The sequence below is a fragment of the Streptomyces sp. NPDC004051 genome (genome assembly GCF_053604275.1).
In genome coordinates this window covers 1-19,436 of record NZ_JBSGHG010000001.1, presented here as the reverse complement: position 1 = coordinate 19,436, position 19,436 = coordinate 1, and the positions used below count along the sequence as shown (strand labels likewise).

The following is a 19,436-nucleotide window of genomic DNA, read 5'->3' as shown; positions in this document are numbered from 1 at the left end:
CCAATCATCCCATGATTCTATGATGTATTTCATGGCTGGTGAGGAAACCCGGACGCTCGCGTCCACGACCGTACGCACGGAAGCTCCGTCCGCACCCCGGGAGACCGGGGGCGCCGCCACGCGCGCGTGGACGACCCGGTTGCTCGTCGTCGGCATCGTGCTGGCGGCGCTGAACCTCCGTCCCGCCATCACCAGCCTCGGCGCGCTGCTCGAGGAGGTCCGCACCGACCTCGCCATGAGCGGCAGCGTGGCCGGGCTGCTCACCTCCGTGCCCCCGCTGTGCTTCGCCGTCTTCGGCGTCGCCGCCCCGCGGCTGGCCCGCCGCTTCGGAGCGGGTGCGGTGGTGTGCGCCGGCATGGTCGCCATCGGCGCGGGGCTGCTGATACGCCCGTTCACGGGAGGCACGGCGGGCTTCCTGGCCGCCAGCGCCCTCGCGCTCATGGGCATCGCCGTCAGCAACGTCCTGATGCCGGTCATCGTCAAGCAGTGGTTCCCGGACCGGGTCGGCTCCATGACCGGCTTGTACTCCATGGCCCTTGCCCTGGGCACGGCCGCGGCCGCCGCGGTGACCGTGCCGCTGACCGAGGCGCTGGGCGGGGACTGGCGGTCGGGGCTCGCCCTGTGGGCGGCGCTCGCCGTGGCCGCCGTACTGCCGTGGATCCCGTTCACGGGGAAGCGGGGCGCACCACCGGCCGAGCGGGCCCCCGCGTCCGGCGGGCCGTCGTCGGCGGGTGAGCCGTCGCCCGAGGTGCGCATCACCCGCAGCCGGACCGCCTGGGCGCTGGCCGTCTTCTTCGGGCTCCAGGCGACCGTCGCCTACATCACCATGGGCTGGATGCCGCAGATCTTCCGGGACGCGGGCGTGCCCGCGAGCACGGCCGGACTGCTGCTCGCGTTCATCATGGTGATGGGCGTGCCGCTGGCCTTCGTCATCCCGCGCCTCGCCACGCGCCTGCCCCGGCAGGGACCGATCGTGCTCGTGCTCGGCGTGAGCGGCCTGGTCGGCTACACCGGTCTGTACTTCGCACCGGCCGCCGGCGCCCTGGTCTGGGTGCTGCTGCTGGGCATCGCCAACTGTGCCTTCCCCCTCGCGCTCACCATGGTCGGGATGCGGGCCAGGTCCGGCGCGGGCGTGGCCAAGCTGTCGGCCTTCGCCCAGAGCACCGGCTATCTGATCTCCATTCCGGGCCCCCTCCTGGTGGGCGTGCTCTACCAGCACAGCGGTGGCTGGGGCCTGCCGCTCGCACTCCTGGCCGGCCTGATGATCCCGCAGACGATCGCCGGGGTCCTGGCGGGCCGGGACCGCACGGTGGAGGACGAGGCGGCGGCCCGCTGAGCCCGACCCGGGGCGCGCCGCGGGGCCGGCGGATGCGAGACTTGCCCCATGCCAGTCCTCGACCCGAACCCGCAGAACGGTCAGAAGAAGCTGCTGCTCGTCTTCGGAGCCTTCTTCGCCATCTTCATCGTCATCGGTGTGATCGCGAGCATCCTCGCGCCGTGACACCCCCGGCACCGGCCCCGCCCGAGGGCCGTGGTGGTGCTGGCCCCCCTGTCCCCTAGGGGGCCAGGCTCAGGGGCAAGTGGGTGGGTCACCGGATGGGCCGAGGGCCGGGGAGTACATACCTTCGAGATGTGGCCGCGAGAGGCGGCACGGAACACTCGAAGAGCGGAGGCCCCCCCATGTCGGCGCGCACCCCCACCCGGCCCCACCCGGTCCTCCGGGGCGGCGCCGACAGCCGGCTGCCGTGGTGGGCCCTCGCCCTGCCCGCGCTCGCCTTCGTCATGCTGCTCACGCTGATCCTGGATCCCGCCGACGCGCACGCGGCGACCGCCGAGCCCGGGATCACCCACCTCCTCGAGCGCGCTCAGCAGCTCATCACCCGCTGAGCACCCCGGAAGTGGCCGTCAACTACCCGCGCCCTGTGGCCTGTTTCATGCGAAGCTGGGGCACATGAGCGTCGCAGAACCCCGCAGGATTGTCCTCTTCCGGCATGCGAAGGCCGACTGGCCACCGGTGAACGACCATGAGCGCCCGCTCGCCGAGCGCGGCAGGATGGACGCCGCAGTCGCCGGACGCAAGCTCGCCGACTCCGCCATCGCGTTCGATCTGGCCCTCTGCTCCACCTCGACCAGGACCCGGGAAACGTGGAAACTCGCGGTGCACGAGTTCCCGCAGCGCCCGAAGACGGTCTACGAGGAGCGGATCTACGAAGCCTCGCCCGGTGAGCTGATCGCCCTGCTGAACGAGACCCCCGACGACGCGCAGAACGTGCTCCTGGTCGGCCACAACCCCGGCGTCCAGGGAGCAGCCGAGATCCTCTCCGGGGCGGCCGAGGGGGACGCGGGCGAGCGGATGAGCCGTCGTGGCTATCCCGCCGCCGCCTTCGCCGTGCTGTCCTTCACCGGCTCCTGGAAGTCCCTCGAGCCCGGGGTCGCCACCCTGGTCGACTACTGGGCGCCCAGCGAGTGACCCCCACGCCGTGACGGCGGGGCCCGGCACCGGTCCGGCGCCGGGCCCCGGCTCACCGTGAACCGGATGCCGCGGGCCCGCGTGGCTCAGTCCAGGTCGAGGATGTCCGCCGCCTCGACCTCTTCGCGCGTGATGCCCAGCAGATACAGGACCGTGTCCAGGAAGGGGAAGTTCACCGCGGTGTGGGCCGCCTCGCGCACCACCGGCTTGGCGTTGAACGCGACGCCGAGACCCGCAGAGTTGAGCATGTCCAGGTCATTCGCGCCGTCGCCGATCGCCACGGTCTGCGACAGCGGGACGCCCGCCTCGGCCGCGAACCGGCGCAGCAGCCGCGCCTTGCCCGGCCGGTCCACGATCTCGCCCGTGACCCGGCCGGTCAGCTTTCCGTCGACGATCTCCAGGGTGTTGGCATGGGCGAAGTCCAGCGCCAGCCGATCCTTCAGATCGTCCGTGACCTGGGTGAACCCTCCGGAGACCACACCCACCTGGTAGCCGAGCCGCTTCAGCGTGCGGACCAGGGTGCGGGCACCCGGGGTCAGCCGCACCTCGCTGCGCACCTTGTCCACCACGGAGGCGTCCAGCCCCTCCAGCAACCGCACCCGCGCGTGCAGCGACTCCTCGAAGTCCAGTTCCCCGCGCATCGCCGCCTCGGTCACCTCGGCGACCTTGTCCTCGCAGCCGGCATGGGCGGCGAAGAGCTCGATCACCTCGTCCTGGATGAGGGTGGAGTCCACATCCATGACGACCAGGCGCTGGGCCCGGCGGTGCAGACCGGCCGCGACCACGGCGACATCGACCCCGAGCTTCGACGCGTCGGTCACCAGGGCGGTGCGCAGCGGTTCCGTCTCCACGCCGGAGACCGCGAACTCCACCGCGGTCACCGGGTACTTGGCGAGCCGGAAGACGCGGTCGATGTTGGCGCCGGTCCTCGTGATCCGCGCGGCGATCGCCGCCGCCGTCTCGGCGGTGAGGGGGTGGCCCAGCACGGTGACCAGGGAACGGCCGAGTCCGCGTGGACGGTTGTCGCCGATGCCGGAGATGATCTCCGCCTGCATCTTGAGCGAATCGGCCCAATTGTGGACGGTCGCCCGCAGGCTTCCCTCCAGGGCCTGTGCCGGCTGGGTCACGAGCACACACAGCACGATTCGGCCACGGGTGACCACCTGCTCGATGTCGACCACGTCGACGGAGTAGGCGGCGAGGGTGTCGAGGAGACCGGCGGTGATACCGGGTCGGTCCTTGCCGAAGATCTTGACAAGGAGAGTGGGAACGTCCGAGGTCTGCGATGCGTTCATGGTGTTCTTACCGTATCGGGCACGCAGTGCCCTGCGCGCCCGAGGTCCGTCTGGCGGACAGCGAACTCTCGGCGTCGCCGAGGTGTCTCGGACCTTACGCCCCTCGGCCGCCGTCCGCCTCACCGGCCACCGCCGGGGCGAGGCGGCGGCGGGGGAGGCGGCGGCGGAGGCGGAGGTCCCTCGTCCGGCCACAGCGGCGGACGCTTCCCCGCGGCCGGCCCGGCACCACGCCCGGGTCGGCCACCACCCCCGGGCCGCCTGCGCGGGGTCCTCTCCGGGGGCGGCGGCTCGAGGGGACGGATCACGGTCGGAGCGCCGGAGATGTCGTCGTCCGGCGCGTCCTCGTCCGCTCCGGGCTCGTTCGGGGGCCGTCCGGGCGGCCGCATGTCACCGAGTGCCGCCGGTGGACCGGCCGGTCGCGCTTCATCGGGCTCCGGTGGGGGAGCGTGCCCCGACCGCGCGCCGGGCCACTGCCCCGCACCACCCGGCCGGGCTTCCGGCCGCCCCCTCAGCTCCTCGGGCACCACCAGGTACGGATTCGTCCCCGGATTCGGTGGCCGATACGGCACCCCCGGCGCATACGGCCCGACACCCGCCCCGGCAGGCCGCGGTCCGGCCCCCGGGCCTCCGGCGCCTTCCAGTGCCTCGCCCCCGCTCCCGCCCCCGCCCCCGGCCGCGACCCGCGCCCGCGGCGCAGCCCGTCGCCCCGCGACCCCGCACGCCCGTGCCAGCAGCGCCCCCGCCGCGCCCGCACCCGCGCCCCAGACGGAGCCCAGGAGCAGTGCCACGGCGAGGTGACCGCGCAGCTCGACGCCCGTACCGAACACGTCGAAGCCGAGCACGGACAGCGAGGCGTCCACCGACACCTCCGCCAGCCACACCAGCAGCGACAGAGCCGGCGCCGTCGCGACCCCCAGCCGCAGCGCACAGCGCCCGGCGAAACCCGCGGCGCTCCCTTCCCCTGCGGCACCGGCACCACCGGCGCCCCCGGCGCCCCCAGCCCTCTCCAGCGGTGTCCGCGCCGCCAGCAGCACGCCGGCCAGCAGCATCGTCACCGCGGCCGCCGCCGCCAGCAGCCACACCCGCCCGTCGTACCCGGCCAGCCGGGCCAGGGTGACGGGCCGGCCGGAGTCCACTTGCAGCAGGTCGTCCAGGGGGTGCGGCAGAACGCCGAGCAGCGCCCCCGTCGCCCGCCCCTCCCACGGCACGGACAACCCGACCGAGAGGCCGAGCCACACCCCGTTCGGCGCCCCCAGCAGGGCCGCTCCCGCGATCCGCCGGGGATGGCCGTCGCCGATCGCCGCGTACCCCGCCGCCGCGTACCCCGCCGCCACCGCCACCAGGCCCGCCACGACGAGGGCGGACACCGCGGGCCGTACGACGCGGTGCAGGACGTCCCAGCCGCGCGGCAGCGGAGTGCGCCGGGACGCCAGCAACGCGACGACCAGGACGCCGACCGACCAGCCCAGGCCACCGAGCAGCGTCGGCACGGTGTCGACGCCGAACCCGACCGCGGCCTTCGCGTCGACGAGATCACCGATCCGCTCCGGCAGCAGACCCCCGAGATCGCCCGGTCCCGGGATCTCGATCCCGCCGTGGCCCCCGCCGGAGCCCAACAGCCCGTCCGGACCCAGCACGTCCCCCTCGACGGTGACGACGCCGTGGCCCGCCCACACCAGGCCACCCGCCATCCCCACGAAGAGCGTCACCACCGCGCCGGCGCGTGCGGCGAGTTCGGCCGGGGACAGGACGTCACCCGCAGCCCGCAGCGACCGCAGGAAGACGGACGACAGCAGCAACGCGCCCACCAGGCTCACCCCCAGCGGGGCGACCCCGAAGGCCGTACTCGCCTCCGCGCCCGACAGTCCGAACGCCGACACCTCGATGGACGGCGTGACCGAGCCGCCGACCGCCGACGCCACCACCGCGGCCGTCATCGGCCCCAGCGAACCCGCCGAGTCCGCGTCCAGCAGACGCAGCCCGAGCGCCGCCGTCCCCGCCATCCCGATCAGCGCCCAGCTCACCGCGGCGACCGCGGACATCACGACATCCGCCCACGGCACGCGCGCGCCGTGCCCCGCGGTACCGACCTCCGTGGCAGCGCTCATGGCAGACCCCCCCGATCCGCGGCGCGGCACACGGCGGCCGCGCATGTCCCCCTCGGGTGGATTACCACTCTCCGGCCCGGTTTCAACCCCGCCTGCGGGAGCACGGAAGTCGTCCGAGAACCCCCTTCCCACGGCCCGGCTTCCGGTTCGGCGGCCGAGCCTGAAATAGTTCCCCCCGATGTTCGACATCCCTAGACTCCCTGCGACGGGGGAAATTCGGGGGACAACTCAGTGGGGCATGGAGTGCCGGAACTCGTACTGGAATCAAACGGACGGACCTGGACGCTCGATCCGTCCAGGTCGTACACCCTGGGACGCGATCCGCAGGGGGACGTCGTGATGGACGACGCCAGGGTCTCCTGGCGACACGCCACGATCAGCTTCAACGGCCACAGTTGGGTCGTCGAGGACCACGGCAGCACCAACGGCACGTTCGTGCAGGGACAGCGGATCCGTCATCTGGAGATCGGCTCCGAGACGGCGCTGAACCTGGGCAATGCGACCGACGGGCCGCGGGTGACCCTGTCCGCCGCGGCTTGGGCCGCCTCGCCGCAGCCGTACGCGGCGCAGGAGGCGCAGGGGGCGGTCCCGGGCTGGGTCCAGCAGGGGCAGCAGCAGATGCACCAGCAGCAGTCCGCGCAGGCCGGCTGGCAGCAGCAGGCGCAGCCGCAGCAGCCGGTGCCGCAGCAGCGGTCCGCGCCGTACGTCCCGCAGCAGCAGGGCCCCGGTGGCGCGGCGGGGGCGCCGCCGGTGTACGGCGACCGCAGCCCGACCACGTTCCACCAGTTCTCGTTCGGCCGCGTGATGCGTATCGGCCGTGCCCTGGAGAACGACCTGGTCGTCTCCGACCTGCAGGTCTCCCGCAACCACGCCGAGTTCCACGCGACGCCCGACGGCCGCATGGAGATCCGCGACCTGGGCTCGCACAACGGCACCTACGTCAACGGTGTGCCGATCGCCAAGGGCGGCACGCAACTGCTCGGCCCGGCCGACATCGTGGGCGTCGGCCACTCGACGTTCCGGATCGTCGGCGACCGGCTCGAGGAGTTCGTCGACACCGGTGAGGTGTCCTTCTCGGCCCGCCACCTCACCGTCACGGTCGACGGCGGCAAGCAGATCCTCAAGGACGTCTCCTTCGGCGTCCCGGAGAAGTCGCTGATCGCGGTCATCGGCCCGTCCGGCTCCGGCAAGTCCACCCTGCTCAAGGCGCTCACCGGCTACCGGCCCGCCGACCAGGGCGAGGTCCTCTACGACAACCGGAACCTCTACAAGCAGTTCGCCGAACTGCGCCAGCGCATCGGTCTGGTCCCGCAGGACGACATCCTGCACAAGGAACTGACCGTCAAGAAGGCCCTCGGCTACGCGGCCAAGCTCCGCTTCCCGGCCGACACCACGGCCGCCGAGCGCACCGCCCGCATCGACGAGGTGCTGGGCGAGCTGAAGCTGGACATCCACAAGGACAAGAAGGTCACGTCGCTCTCCGGCGGCCAGCGCAAGCGGGTCTCGGTGGCGCTGGAACTGCTCACCAAGCCGTCGCTGATCTTCCTCGACGAGCCGACCTCGGGCCTCGACCCGGGCATGGACCGCGACGTCATGCAGCTGCTGCGCGGGCTCGCCGACGACGGGCGCACCGTCCTCGTCGTCACCCACTCGGTGGCCGAGCTGGCGATCTGCGACAAGCTCCTGGTGATGGCGCCCGGCGGCTCGGTCGCCTACTTCGGTCCGCCCGAGGAGGCGCTGAACTTCTTCGGCTACGACACCTGGGCCGACGTCTTCTCCGCCTTCGAGAACTACCGCGACTACGACTGGGCGGGCCGCTGGAAGGGCTCGCAGCACTACCAGATGTACGCGGCGGACATCGACGCGGTCGCGCCGCAGTCCGTACAGGTCCCGGCGATGCAGGCGATGAAGCCGCCGAAGCCGCAGAGCTGGATGTCCCAGTTCACCACCCTGGTGCGCCGCTACCTCTCGGTGATCGTCTCCGACAAGGGGTTCCTCGCCCTGACGGTGATCCTGCCGGCCGTCCTCGGCGCGGTCAGCCTGCTCATCGAGTCCGAAAAGGGTCTGCTGCCGAACCCGCCCGACCTGCAGACCGGCCGGCTCATCCCGAACGGAACGGCGACCACGGTCCTGCTGATCCTCGCGGTCGGCGCCTGCTTCGCCGGTGCCGCGAACTCCGTACGTGAGCTGATCAAGGAACGGGTCATCTACGAGCGGGAACGCGCGACCGGCCTGTCCCGCTCGGCGTACCTGATGTCCAAGGTGTTCGTGCTCGGAGCGATCACCGTGCTGCAGGGCCTGATGGTCGGCGTCATCGGCTTCTCCAGCCGGGAGCTCCCCGAGGAGGGGCTGGTGCTCGGTGGCTTCACGCTGCTGGAGCTGTCCATCCCGATCATGGCGCTCGGCTTCACCTCGATGATGTTCGGCCTGATCATCTCCTCGCTGGTGAAGACCGCCGAGAAGACCATGCCGCTGCTGGTGATGTTCGCGATCGTCCAGGTCGTCTTCACCGGCTGCCTGTTCGCGCTGCACGGCTCGATCGGCGTCAACCAGTTCTCGTTCCTGATGCCGTCGCGCTGGGCGGTCGCCGCCGCCGGAGCCACGCTGGACTTCAACAAGATCAGCCCGCCGGAGACCGCGGGTGACCCCGACCCGCTGTGGGAGCACACGGCGGGGGCCTGGCTCATGGACATGGGCGCGCTCATCGCCCTCGGCGTGATCTGCGGCTTCTTCGTGGCCCGCTTCCTGCGCCGCCACGAGCCCGAGGTCATGCGCAAGTGACGCGACCGGCGCGGCCGTTCGCGCGCCGTACGCCCGAAGGGCGGCACCCCGTCAGGAGGGTGCCGCCCTTCGGCGTATCCGGGCGCGTCGGAGCGCGTGAAGAGGTCCGCGCCGACCTCAGTACGCGCTGTAGACGTTGTCCATGGAGCCGTACCGGTCGGCCGCGTAGTTGCAGGCGGCGGTGATGTTCGCGACCGGGTCGTAGATGTCCTTCGGCGTACCCGGGACGTGGTACGCCTCGAACGTCGGCGGGATCACCTGCAGCAGTCCCTTGGACGGGATGCCGTTCTTGGCGTTGATGTCCCAGAGGTTGATGGCCAGCGGGTTGCCGGAGGACTCCCGGATGATGTTGCGGTGGATGCCCTCGTACGAACCCGGGATCCCGTGCTTCTTCATGACGTCCATGGACTCGCGGATCCAGCCGTCCAGGTTGTCGCCGTAGGTCTGCGGGGCGGCCTTGCCGACCTCGGCCCGCTGCGCGGAGCGGTCGGCGGCCTGCTCGGCCTCGCGTTCCTGCACGACCTGCTCCTTCGCGGCCTGCTCCTTCGCGGCAGCCGCGGCGGCCTGCTTCTCGGCGGCGGCGTCGGCCGCGGCCTGCTTCTTCGCCGCGATCTGCTCGGTCTTCACACCGGAGACGGCGAGCCGGTCGGTGACGGTGCCCTTGACGTCCTTGATCGGCTCGGTGCTGTAGGCGACCTGCGCGGTGGGAGCGGCCTCGCTCGTGACGGTCGTCGACGCGTCGCTGGGCGTGGCCGAGAAGGCGATGGCGGCGGCACCGAGGGCGGCGACACCGGCGGTGGCGATCTTGTGGCGGCGGCTCAGAGCGCGAATGTGACCTCGGGCGAGGAAGTTCTTCGACATGGGTGATGGACCTCTTCGAATAGCGCGGAGGTCGCTCGACGTCCGGTGGGGACAGGGATTTCTCCGGCACGAACGCCGCGGACGGAACCCGCGGCGCTGAGCGACGGCAGCCATTCTTAGCGGTCGCAAAATGGCTGGGCAAAGGTGTGACGTACGAAGCCGGGTAGTGGATCAGGGGAGGTCAAAACGGTGCAGAAGGGACTGTGCTCGCCGGTCGGATGACCGTTATACCCCTCCTATCCGTCTTCGTACGTGATGTGCGCCCTATGCCCGGCCTCACACCGGGCCGCCACCGCTCCTACCAGGAGTTGCTGACGCAAGACTCTGTGTGAAGGGCGTGGCGGGGCCCGGTCCGGCTCGCGAAAGGGCCCGGGCCGCTCCGGGAGGACCGGAGGTCCTAGGACCTCGGGCCCGGTCCGCCGCCACCACCGGTCGGATCCGCTGCGCCGGCGCCCGCCGGTACCGTGAGGACATGAACCACGGCCCCCGGTCCGGCCTCGCCGCGGTGAGCACCGCGTTGCTGGCCATGAGCAGGCACCTCGAGGTGCGCGACGTCCTGAAGACGATCGTCGCCTCGGCCCGCGAACTGCTCGACGCCGAGTACGCCGCGCTCGGCGTCCCCGACGACCACGGCGGCTTCGCCCAGTTCGTGGTCGACGGCGTCAGCGACGACCAGTGGAAGGCCATAGGCCCCCTCCCGCGCCAGCACGGCATCCTCGCCGCGATGCTCCGCGAGGACGGGCCCCAGCGCCTCGCCGACGTACGCAAGGACCCCCGCTTCGGGGGCTGGCCCAGTGCCCACCCCGATCTGGTCGACTTCCTGGGCCTGCCCATCCGCGACGGCGACGAGGTCATCGGCGCCCTGTTCCTGGCCAACAAACTGACCCCCGAGGGAGAGGACCCCCAGGACCCCTCCGGCCTCCCGTGCCCCGCACCCGAGGGCACCTGCGGGTTCACCCAGGACGACGAGGACGTGCTGGGCATCCTGGCCCAGCACGCGGCGATCGCCCTCACCAACGCCCGGCTCTACGAGCGCAGCCGCGAACTGACCATCGCCGAGGAACGCTCCCGCCTCGCCCACGAACTGCACGACGCCGTCAGCCAGAAGCTGTTCTCCCTGCGCCTCACCGCCCAGGCGGCCGCCCGCCTCGTGGACCGCGACCCGGCCCGGGCCAAGGGGGAACTCCAGCAGGTGGCCGCCCTGGCGGCCGAGGCCGCCGACGAGCTGCGCGCCGCGGTCGTCGAGCTGCGCCCCGCGGCCCTCGACGAGGACGGCCTCGTCCCCACCCTCCGCACCCAGATCCAGGTCCTCGACCGCGCCCACACCGCGCGGGTGACCTTCACCGGGCACGGTGCGCGCGCCCTGCCCGCCGCGCAGGAGGAGGCCGTGCTGCGCGTCGCCCAGGAGGCGCTGCACAACGCCCTGCGGCACTCGGGGGCGGACCGCGTCGACGTCACCCTGGGCCGCCGCGGCAGCGGCGCCGTGCTGCGGGTCACCGACGACGGCAAGGGCTTCGACCCGCAGATCATCCGCAGCGCCGGACGGCATCTCGGTCTGGTCTCCATGCGGGACCGGGCGAACGGGGTCGGCGGCAGCCTGACCGTGGAATCGGCGCCCGGCAAGGGCACCACGATCGAGATGGAGGTCCCCGGTGGCTGACGCGATCAGGGTGCTGCTCGTCGACGACCACCAGGTGGTCCGCCGGGGGCTGCGCACCTTTCTCGAGGTGCAGGACGACATCGAGGTCGTCGGCGAGGCGGCGGACGGCGCCGAAGGAGTCGCCCTCGCCGGGGAGCTGCGGCCCGACGTGATCCTGATGGACGTCAGGATGCCGGGCATGGACGGTGTGGCGGCCCTGCGCCGGCTCCGCGAACTGGACCATCCCGCGCGCGTGCTGATCGTCACCAGCTTCACCGAGCAGCGCACCGTGGTCCCGGCCCTGCGCGCGGGCGCCGCCGGATACGTGTACAAGGACATCGACCCCGACGCGCTCGCCGGAGCCATCCGCTCGGTGCACGCCGGACACGTCCTCCTCCAGGCCGAGGTCGCCGGCGCCCTGCTGGCACAGGAGGAGACCCACTCCGGCCAGGGCCGGGCCGGTTCGCTCACGGAGCGGGAGCGCGAGGTGCTCGGCCTCATAGCGGACGGCCGCTCCAACCGGGAGATCGCCCGCGCCCTGGTCCTCTCCGAGAAGACCGTGAAGACGCACGTCTCGAACATCCTGATGAAGCTCGACCTGGCGGACCGCACCCAGGCCGCCCTGTGGGCGGTGCGCCACGGCCTGAGCGGCTGAGCACCCGGGCGGGGTGAGCGCGTGAGCCGGGGGAGGCCGCCCCGTGACGTATCGGGCCGGGCGGACGGTTCCCCTCCGGTGCGAGATTCATACCGTAGTGGGAATGTCCCCCGGATGGCGCATCCTTCTTCGGCTTCCCGCCGTTCTCCAGTGCGTACCGCGGCGCCTGCCGCGGTGACCGCGAGGAGGGCTCGGAAAGTGAAGAACCTGAAGAAGGCAGCGGCCGTGACGATGGTGGCCGGCGGTCTGCTCGCCGCCGGTACGGGCATGGCCTCCGCCACCGACGGCGCGCACGCCGGCGGCAAGGCCGTGGGCTCCCCGGGCGTCGTCTCGGGCAACGTCATCCAGGTCCCGGTCGACGTCCCGGTCAACGTGTCCGGCAACAGCGTCAACGTGATCGGCCTGCTGAACCCCGCCTTCGGCAACGTGGCCGTCAACGGCTGACGCCCGTCACCCCACCGGTGACGCTCCCGGCCTCCCGGCCCCACCCGGGAGGCCGCTCGCTCTGCCCGTGCCGGTCACCGCGGAGGACCGGGACTCACCCGAGCCCCCGCTCCCGTTCCTCCACGACGGAGTTGTACGCCGCGACCTGCGCCCGCCGGGCCGTCCGCTCCACCGGCCGCAGGGCCTCCCCGCGCGCCGCCATCTCCGACGCGCTCACCGCGCCCCCGTGCCCGTTCGCACCGGCCAGCGAGACCAGCATGCCCACCCGCCGCGCCAGCTCCAGCACCCGCACCGCTCGCGGCGGGTATCCCGGCGCCAGCACCTCACGGCTCGGCTCCGCCCGGGCCCGGTACGCGTCGATCGCGGCCTCGGCCACCGGACCCGAGCCGGCCACGTCCAGCCGCGTCAGCACCTTGGTCGCCTCCCTCAGCGCCTCCGCCAGCTCCCGCTCCGCCTCGCCGAGCGAGGGCACGTCGGCGGGCGGCGCCTCCCGCACCGCCAGGCAGTGCCAGACGACCTCCACATGCACATCACCCGCGGGCCCGGCCTCCCGTACCCGCGGCACCAGCCCGAAGGCGGCCCCGTGACCGACCACCGCCTCCCCGGCCTCCAGCGCCCGCGCGTTGAACTCCGGCGGCCCGCTCAGCCCCAGCGGATGCCCGGGCGTGGGCAGCGCGACCCTCAGCCCGGTCACCCCGAGCGTCCGCAGCCGCCCCAGCGCCAGCGTGAGACCCACCGGCGCGGACTCACCCGGCACCCCCTCCACCCGGTGCACCGCGTCCTCGCCGACGATGGCGAGCACGGCGTCGTCCGGCGAGACAAGACCGGCAATGAGGGCATTTCCCCAAGAGGCGAGGCGTCCTGAACGTGGTTCCGAGAGCATGCCCCCACCCTAAGGACAGGACCGAGGGGATGTCCGGGCCGACCGGTGGCGTAGATTTCATGGAGGGCCGCGCCCGCGGGCGCGGCGGACCGACCACAGGCGTACGACAGAGCCGAGAACCCGGCCACACTGCAAGGGGAGACAACGCGCTCATGAGCGATGTTCTGGAGCTTCAGGACGTATCCGTGGTCCGCGAGGGCCGGGCTCTGGTGGACCAGGTCTCCTGGACGGTGAAGGAGGGCGAGCGCTGGGTCATCCTCGGTCCCAACGGCGCCGGGAAGACCACCCTGCTGAACATCGCCTCCAGTTACCTGTTCCCGAGCAGGGGCACCGCCACCATCCTCGGCGAGACCCTCGGCACCCCCGGCACCGACGTCTTCGAACTGCGCCCGCGCATCGGCATCGCCGGCAACGGAATGGCCGACAAGCTCCCCAAGAACCAGACGGTCCTGCAGACCGTGCTGACCGCCGCCTACGGGATGACCGCCGGCTGGCAGGAGGAGTACGAGGACATCGACGAACAGCGCGCCCGCGCCTTCCTCGACCGCCTCGGCATGTCCGAATTCGTCGACCGCAGGTTCGGCACCCTCTCCGAGGGCGAGCGCAAGCGCACCCTCATCGCCCGCGCGCTGATGACCGACCCCGAACTGCTGCTCCTCGACGAGCCCGCCGCCGGCCTCGACCTGGGCGGCCGCGAGGACCTCGTGCGCCGCCTCGGCCGCCTGGCCCGCGACCCGATCGCCCCCTCCATGGTCATGGTCACGCACCACGTCGAGGAGATCGCCCCCGGCTTCACCCACGTCCTGATGATCCGCCAGGGCCAGATCCTGGCCGCCGGTCCGCTGGAGCTCGAACTCACCTCCCGCAACCTCTCCCTCTGCTTCGGCCTCCCGCTCGTCGTGGAGCAGGTCGGCGACCGCTGGACCGCGCAGGGCCTCCCGATGGCCTGAACCCGGCCGGTGGGTTCCGTCCACTCAGAAACCGGGCCCGCAAGGCCCCTTCGAATACCCCGGCGCCCTGTCGGTGACCGGGCCCGCGGTTCTACCATGCCCCTGTGGACATCGATGCGTGGCTGTGGTGGCTGATCGGCGCGGCGGTACTCGGCATCGCGCTGGTGATCACCGCGATGCCCGAACTCGGCATGCTCGCGGTGGGCGCCGTCGCCGCGGCGGTGGTCTCCGGAATCTTCGGCGGCGGCGCCGTGGCCCAAGTCGTGGTCTTCGCCGTCGTCTCGACCGCCCTCATCGCCGTCGTACGCCCCATCGCGAACAGACAGCGCGTACAACGCCCCCACCTCGCCAGCGGCGTCGACGCCCTGAAGGGCAGGCAGGCCGTGGTGCTGGAACGGGTCGACGGCTCCGGCGGCCGGATCAAGCTGGCCGGCGAGATCTGGTCGGCACGCTCCCTCGACGCCGCCCGGGTCCACGAAGTGGGCCAGGAAGTGGACGTCGTGGAGATCGAGGGAGCCACGGCGATCGTCATGTGATGCCGCACCAGCGGCTCGGACAGGACAACAACTGAGCGGAACGGCCAACGAGTTGCACGACGGTCTGTCAGACTCGACAGCAAGATCCGCAAGCGGTACAGGATCTGACGAAGACGCCGAGGCGAAGAAGGGTTCGGGAAACCGACGATGCAACCGATCATCATCGTCCTGATCATCCTGGTGGTGCTGGTCTTCATCGCCCTGATCAAGACGATCCAAGTCATCCCGCAGGCCAGCGCAGCCATCGTCGAGCGCTTCGGCCGCTACACGCGGACACTCAACGCGGGCCTGAACATCGTCGTCCCGTTCATCGACACCATCCGCAACCGGATCGACCTGCGCGAACAGGTCGTCCCGTTCCCGCCGCAGCCGGTGATCACCCAGGACAACCTGGTCGTCAACATCGACACCGTCATCTACTACCAGGTGACCGACGCCCGGGCCGCGACCTACGAGGTCGCCAGCTACATCCAGGCGATCGAGCAGCTCACCGTCACCACCCTGCGCAACATCATCGGCGGCATGGACCTCGAGCGCACCCTGACCTCCCGCGAGGAGATCAACGCGGCCCTGCGCGGCGTCCTCGACGAGGCCACCGGCAAGTGGGGCATCCGCGTCAACCGCGTCGAACTCAAGGCGATCGAGCCGCCCACCTCCATCCAGGACTCGATGGAGAAGCAGATGCGCGCCGACCGCGACAAGCGCGCCGCGATCCTCCAGGCCGAAGGTGTCCGGCAGTCCGAGATCCTGCGCGCCGAGGGTGAGAAGCAGTCCCAGATCCTGCGGGCCGAGGGCGAGGCCAAGGCCGCCGCCCTGCGGGCCGAGGGCGAGGCCCAGGCCGTCCGTACGGTCTTCGAGGCGATCCACGCGGGCGACCCCGACCAGAAGCTGCTCTCCTACCAGTACCTCCAGATGCTCCCGAAGATCGCGGAGGGCGACGCCAACAAGCTCTGGATCGTCCCCAGCGAGATCGGCGACGCGCTCAAGGGACTCTCCGGGGCCATGGGCAACTTCGGCGGCCTGGGCGGCAATCAGGGCGGCAACGGCACCTCCGGCGGCGCCTCCGGCGGCGCCACGGAGCGCCGCGAGAAGCCCTCCATCGACTGACGGCGGCTTCCGTTTCGGACAGGTCCCGCACCCCTGCAGGGGTGCGGGACCTGTCCGAAACCGGGACCCCCGCCCCCCCCCACGGAGAAACCCCTACGCCGCGTCCAGCGCCAGCCAGTCCGGCAGCGCCTCGAGGTCGTCTTTCGCCAGCGCGAGCAACATCGCGTCCGCAGGCGTCGGCTCGAACGGCTGCCGCAGCAGCGGCATCCCCGCCTGCTCCGGAGTCCGGTTCGCCTTGCGGTGGTTGTCCTCCGCGCACGAGGCCACCGTGTTCAGCCAGGTGTCCTGCCCGCCGTGCGACCGCGGCACCACGTGGTCGACGGTGGTGGCCCGCCGCCCGCAGTACGCGCACCGGTGCCGGTCCCGCACCAGCACACCCCGCCTCGACCACGGCGCCCGTCTTCGGAACGGCACCCTGACGTATTGGCAGAGCCTGATCACCCGTGGCACCGGTATGTCCACCTCGGCCCCCCGCATCCGCAGTTCGGGGTGGGCCTGCTCGACGACCGCCTTGTCCTGGAGCACCAGAACGACGGCTCGGTTCAGCGTCACCGTCGACAGCGGCTCGAAGCTCGCGTTCAGCACCAGCGTGTCCCGCATACCAGCCCACCTCCCGTGTGCACCGGCCCACCCCTCGGCGGGCTGGGATCAACTCTGGCCGGGCACGCCGGGATGGACAACGCAATATCTGCTGCTTCGACGGGAGGCGACCTCCGCGCTCCCGGCAACAAAAATGCCCGCCCCTGATCAATTCCAAGACCAGGGGCGGGCAAACGTTCCGTGAACGCCGGGATCGGCTCAGGAGCCGGCGGGCACCTCGTACTCACCGATCAGCTGGGCCCGCGCGAGCGTGTGGAACCGCAGGTTGAAGCCCACCACGGCAGGGGACGCGTCCGAGTCCGGACCGAGCTTCTCCTGATCCACGGCGTACACCGTGAACACATACCGGTGCGGTCCGTCCCCAGGAGGCGGCGCGGCCCCGCCGAAGTCCTTGGTGCCGTAGTCGTTGCGCGCCTGAACCGCGCCCTCGGGCAGCCCCTCGAACCCGCCGCTGCCCGCGCCGGCCGGCAGCCCGGTCACCGAGGCGGGGATGTCGAACACCACCCAGTGCCAGAACCCGCTGCCCGTCGGGGCGTCCGGGTCGTAGCAGGTCACGGCGAAGCTCCTGGTCTCCGGCGGGAAGCCGGACCAGCGCAGCTGCGGCGACGTGTTGCCGCCCGCCTGCACCTGGGCGTCCCGGAGCGTCGCGCCCTCCTCGACGTCCTCGCTCGTCACCGTGAACGACGGAACGGGCGGGTGGAAGTCATGGGGGAGCGGACGTCGCTCGAGCTCGGTCACCTCGGTACCTCCTGATCGATTGCGTTCAGTCGGAGCCGAGCCTAGAACCAGTTGCGCTTGCTGCCGACCTCCGACAGCCACTGGTTGAGGTACGCCGCCCAGTCCGTGCCCTGGTAGTCGTGCAGCCCCATCTGGAACGACCGGAACGTGTCGCTGCCCTCGCTGAACAGACCGGGCTTCTTGTCCATCTCCAGCACGACGTCCATCGCCTGCTCGTCGGCCACGAAGGTCAGCTCGACCTGGTGCAGCCCCCGGTACTGCTGCGGCGGGAAGAACTCGATCTCCTGGTAGAACGGCAGCCGCTGACGCGTCCCGCGGACATGCCCGCGCTCCATGTCCGCGCTCTTGAACCGGAAGCCCAGCTGGATGAACGCGTCCAGGATCGCCTTCTGCGCCGGCAGCGGGTGCACGTTGATCGGGTCCAGGTCACCCGAGTCCACGGCCCGCGCGATCGCCAGCTCCGTGGTCACACCGATGTTCATCCCGCGCAGCGACTGCTCGTCGATCATCGTGATCGGCGTCTCCCACGGGATCTCCAGCCCGAACGGCACCGCGTGCACCGCGCCCGCCTGGAGCTCGAAGGCGCCGCCGAGCCGCGACTTGGTGAACTCGATGTTCTGCTTGTACTCCTGGTCGCCGCTCTCCACCTCGACCTTGGCCTGCAGCCCGACCGACAGACCCTCGATCTGCTGGTTCACGGTCCCGCCCTGGATGCGCACCTCACCCTGGACGACCCCACCCGGAACGACGTTGTCCTCGTGCAGCACCGTCTCGACCGAAGCCCCGCCGGCTCCCAGGCTCGCGAGCAGCTTCTTGAACGCCATGTCTCTCCCCTTGTCGTCCTCTACCGCGTCGTTGCCACGCGTGGACCTTCGATCCCTAACAACGCGATCCGGCCCTGGCCGGTTCCGTGTCCGTCACCCCGGCAAGGGCGGTGCCCGGTGACCACCCCGTGGCAGCAGCCGACAGGAGTACGCTCGGACGCCATGATCGCGACCCCTGACCGTACGCCCCCGCCCAGGAAGTCCTCCGACCGCCCTCTCCTCGAGGCCACCCCCGAGCAGGGGGACGTTTACTTCGCCTACGGCATGTCAAGCCGATCAGCATGAACGTTGTGGATCTCGCTCACCCCGCTGAAGAAGTCGCACCCAAGCTGCTCGGTGCCGTCCTCACCCACGAGGCCCCCGAGGGAACCGTGAGCATCACCATCACGGAGACCGAGGCGTACTCCGGTGCGGCCGACCCCGCCTCCCACGCCTACCGGGGCAGGACCCCCCGCAACGCCGTCATGTTCGGGGCCGCGGGACATCTGTACGTCTACCGGTCCCACGGTCTCCATTGGTGCGCCAACATCGTCACCGGAACAGACGGCATCGCCTCGGCCGTCCTCATCCGCGCGGGCAGGGTCGTCGAAGGGGAAGACCTGGCGCGCGAGCGGCGGGGGACGAAGGTCGAGAGCCCACGCCTTGCACGTGGCCCGGGGAACTTCTGCCGGGCGCTCGGCATCACGGCGGAACACAACGGCGCGGCCCTGCTGACGGGCGCCTCGGTCGTGCTGACCGAGGGCGAGCCGGTACCCGTCGCACTCATCCGGGTCGGCCCTCGGGTGGGCGTGAGCAGAGCCCATGACTGGCAGCACCGCTTCTACCTCGCCGACGACCCCACGGTCTCGGCGTACCGGCTGAGCCCGAGAGCCAGGACATCCGGCAGTGCCTGAGCCGCTGTGCTGCACCTCTCCGGCGAGGTTGACTCTCACCTGGGAGACGCGTAACGTGGCCCAAGCCGCTGAACCGGGTACGGCAATCGCCTGCAGCCGGAGCGGCCAACCCACTACTTAAGATCGCCCCTCATCGGGGTCGAATTCGTCATGCTCGCATGTCTGAATTCCGGACCCGGAAGCCCGATCATGAATCGAGCGAGGGAATCGGCTAACGTAGTGAATGTCGAAAGGCCGACGGGCGAAAGCCCCTAAGTCGACGGCAACCCCGCTGACTGGGGGTCAGTTCGAAGAAAAAGATCTGATAGAGTCGGAAACGCAAGACCGAAGGGGAGCGCCCGGAGGAAAACCCGCCAGGGTGAGTACGAAGGAAGCGTCCGTTCCTTGAGAACTCAACAGCGTGCCAAAAGTCAACGCCAGATATGTTGATACCCCGACCATCCGATCCCGGATGGCCGCGGTTCCTTTGAAGAAAAATCACAGCGAGGACGCTGTGTGCGAGGGGACTATTCCTCCCCCCGCACCGCTCCCGTGTGTGACACCGGAGCACCGGTAGACATTCACGGAGAGTTTGATCCTGGCTCAGGACGAACGCTGGCGGCGTGCTTAACACATGCAAGTCGAACGATGAAGCCCCCTCGGGGGCGGATTA

At 71.1% G+C, this 19,436-nt stretch carries 19 protein-coding genes and 1 rRNA gene; 13 read left to right on the top strand and 7 right to left on the bottom strand.

Annotation, left to right across the window (positions count from 1 at the left end; genetic code table 11):
- Positions 1-19 precede the first annotated feature (19 nt).
- The 4 genes from ACWEQO_RS00100 (at position 20) to ACWEQO_RS00085 (ending at position 2,470) form a co-directional block, all read left to right on the top strand.
- Positions 20-1,336 (top strand): CynX/NimT family MFS transporter, encoded by a 1,317-nt coding sequence (locus ACWEQO_RS00100; protein WP_452977165.1) that lies wholly within the window; start codon positions 20-22, stop codon positions 1,334-1,336.
- Between the two features lie 48 nt (positions 1,337-1,384).
- On the top strand, positions 1,385-1,501 hold the full coding sequence (locus ACWEQO_RS00095) for an SGM_5486 family transporter-associated protein (RefSeq protein WP_272932931.1): 117 nt from the start codon (positions 1,385-1,387) through the stop codon (positions 1,499-1,501).
- A gap of 179 nt (positions 1,502-1,680) precedes the next feature.
- Entirely contained in the window at positions 1,681-1,887 is a 207-nt protein-coding gene (locus ACWEQO_RS00090) for a hypothetical protein (RefSeq protein WP_361462233.1), read from the top strand.
- Between the two features lie 64 nt (positions 1,888-1,951).
- Positions 1,952-2,470, top strand: a complete 519-nt coding sequence (locus ACWEQO_RS00085) for a SixA phosphatase family protein (RefSeq protein ID WP_361462235.1) — start codon at positions 1,952-1,954, stop codon at positions 2,468-2,470.
- Between the two features lie 86 nt (positions 2,471-2,556).
- Here the strand turns inward: ACWEQO_RS00085 and serB are convergent, their stop codons facing one another.
- Entirely contained in the window at positions 2,557-3,765 is a 1,209-nt protein-coding gene (serB, locus tag ACWEQO_RS00080; protein WP_452977160.1) for a phosphoserine phosphatase SerB, read from the bottom strand.
- A 119-nt stretch (positions 3,766-3,884) separates the two neighbouring features.
- On the bottom strand, positions 3,885-5,873 hold the full coding sequence (locus ACWEQO_RS00075; RefSeq protein WP_452977158.1) for a streptophobe family protein: 1,989 nt from the start codon (positions 5,871-5,873) through the stop codon (positions 3,885-3,887).
- A 243-nt stretch (positions 5,874-6,116) separates the two neighbouring features.
- Here ACWEQO_RS00075 and ACWEQO_RS00070 point away from each other — a divergent pair, with 243 nt between their 5' ends.
- Positions 6,117-8,654: an FHA domain-containing protein gene (locus ACWEQO_RS00070; protein ID WP_452977155.1), complete on the top strand. Its 2,538-nt coding sequence runs from the start codon at positions 6,117-6,119 to the stop codon at positions 8,652-8,654.
- 117 nt (positions 8,655-8,771) lie between these two features.
- Here ACWEQO_RS00070 and ACWEQO_RS00065 read toward each other — a convergent pair whose 3' ends face one another.
- Positions 8,772-9,515, bottom strand: a complete 744-nt coding sequence (locus ACWEQO_RS00065) for a transglycosylase SLT domain-containing protein (protein WP_452977152.1) — start codon at positions 9,513-9,515, stop codon at positions 8,772-8,774.
- Positions 9,516-9,987: 472 nt separating this feature from the next.
- Here ACWEQO_RS00065 and ACWEQO_RS00060 point away from each other — a divergent pair, with 472 nt between their 5' ends.
- The 3 genes from ACWEQO_RS00060 to ACWEQO_RS00050 all read left to right on the top strand — a co-directional run bounded on the left by ACWEQO_RS00060 (position 9,988) and on the right by ACWEQO_RS00050 (position 12,253).
- On the top strand, positions 9,988-11,175 hold the full coding sequence (locus tag ACWEQO_RS00060) for a GAF domain-containing sensor histidine kinase (RefSeq protein WP_361462244.1): 1,188 nt from the start codon (positions 9,988-9,990) through the stop codon (positions 11,173-11,175).
- Positions 11,168-11,809 carry a response regulator transcription factor gene (locus ACWEQO_RS00055; protein WP_361462246.1) on the top strand — a complete coding sequence of 214 codons (642 nt, stop codon included), beginning with the start codon at positions 11,168-11,170 and terminating at the stop codon, positions 11,807-11,809. The genes ACWEQO_RS00060 and ACWEQO_RS00055 overlap by 8 nt, the downstream gene beginning before the upstream one ends.
- 198 nt (positions 11,810-12,007) lie before the next feature.
- On the top strand, positions 12,008-12,253 hold the full coding sequence (locus ACWEQO_RS00050; protein WP_109383206.1) for a chaplin: 246 nt from the start codon (positions 12,008-12,010) through the stop codon (positions 12,251-12,253).
- Between the two features lie 94 nt (positions 12,254-12,347).
- Here the strand turns inward: ACWEQO_RS00050 and ACWEQO_RS00045 are convergent, their stop codons facing one another.
- On the bottom strand, positions 12,348-13,136 hold the full coding sequence (locus ACWEQO_RS00045; protein WP_452977147.1) for a hypothetical protein: 789 nt from the start codon (positions 13,134-13,136) through the stop codon (positions 12,348-12,350).
- Between the two features lie 152 nt (positions 13,137-13,288).
- On the opposite strand from ACWEQO_RS00045, the gene ACWEQO_RS00040 reads away from it, so the two are divergent.
- The 3 genes from ACWEQO_RS00040 (at position 13,289) to ACWEQO_RS00030 (ending at position 15,729) form a co-directional block, all read left to right on the top strand.
- A complete protein-coding gene (locus tag ACWEQO_RS00040) occupies positions 13,289-14,086 on the top strand; it encodes an ABC transporter ATP-binding protein (protein ID WP_361462252.1) in 798 nt (265 codons plus the stop codon).
- A gap of 104 nt (positions 14,087-14,190) precedes the next feature.
- Entirely contained in the window at positions 14,191-14,622 is a 432-nt protein-coding gene (locus ACWEQO_RS00035; RefSeq protein ID WP_361462255.1) for an NfeD family protein, read from the top strand.
- A gap of 147 nt (positions 14,623-14,769) precedes the next feature.
- Entirely contained in the window at positions 14,770-15,729 is a 960-nt protein-coding gene (locus ACWEQO_RS00030; protein ID WP_452977142.1) for an SPFH domain-containing protein, read from the top strand.
- A 93-nt stretch (positions 15,730-15,822) separates the two neighbouring features.
- On the opposite strand, the gene ACWEQO_RS00025 is transcribed toward ACWEQO_RS00030, so the two are convergent.
- The 3 genes from ACWEQO_RS00025 to ACWEQO_RS00015 all read right to left on the bottom strand — a co-directional run bounded on the left by ACWEQO_RS00025 (position 15,823) and on the right by ACWEQO_RS00015 (position 17,891).
- A complete protein-coding gene (locus ACWEQO_RS00025; protein ID WP_361463054.1) occupies positions 15,823-16,329 on the bottom strand; it encodes an HNH endonuclease in 507 nt (168 codons plus the stop codon).
- Between the two features lie 198 nt (positions 16,330-16,527).
- Positions 16,528-17,067, bottom strand: coding sequence for a YbhB/YbcL family Raf kinase inhibitor-like protein (locus tag ACWEQO_RS00020; protein WP_452977139.1), 540 nt, complete (start codon positions 17,065-17,067; stop codon positions 16,528-16,530).
- Positions 17,068-17,108: 41 nt separating this feature from the next.
- Positions 17,109-17,891 (bottom strand): sporulation protein, encoded by a 783-nt coding sequence (locus ACWEQO_RS00015; protein ID WP_452977136.1) that lies wholly within the window; start codon positions 17,889-17,891, stop codon positions 17,109-17,111.
- Between the two features lie 281 nt (positions 17,892-18,172).
- Here ACWEQO_RS00015 and ACWEQO_RS00010 point away from each other — a divergent pair, with 281 nt between their 5' ends.
- Positions 18,173-18,784: a DNA-3-methyladenine glycosylase gene (locus ACWEQO_RS00010; RefSeq protein ID WP_452977133.1), complete on the top strand. Its 612-nt coding sequence runs from the start codon at positions 18,173-18,175 to the stop codon at positions 18,782-18,784.
- 559 nt (positions 18,785-19,343) lie between these two features.
- Positions 19,344-19,436: ribosomal RNA gene (locus tag ACWEQO_RS00005) — 16S ribosomal RNA — on the top strand; the annotation flags it as partial.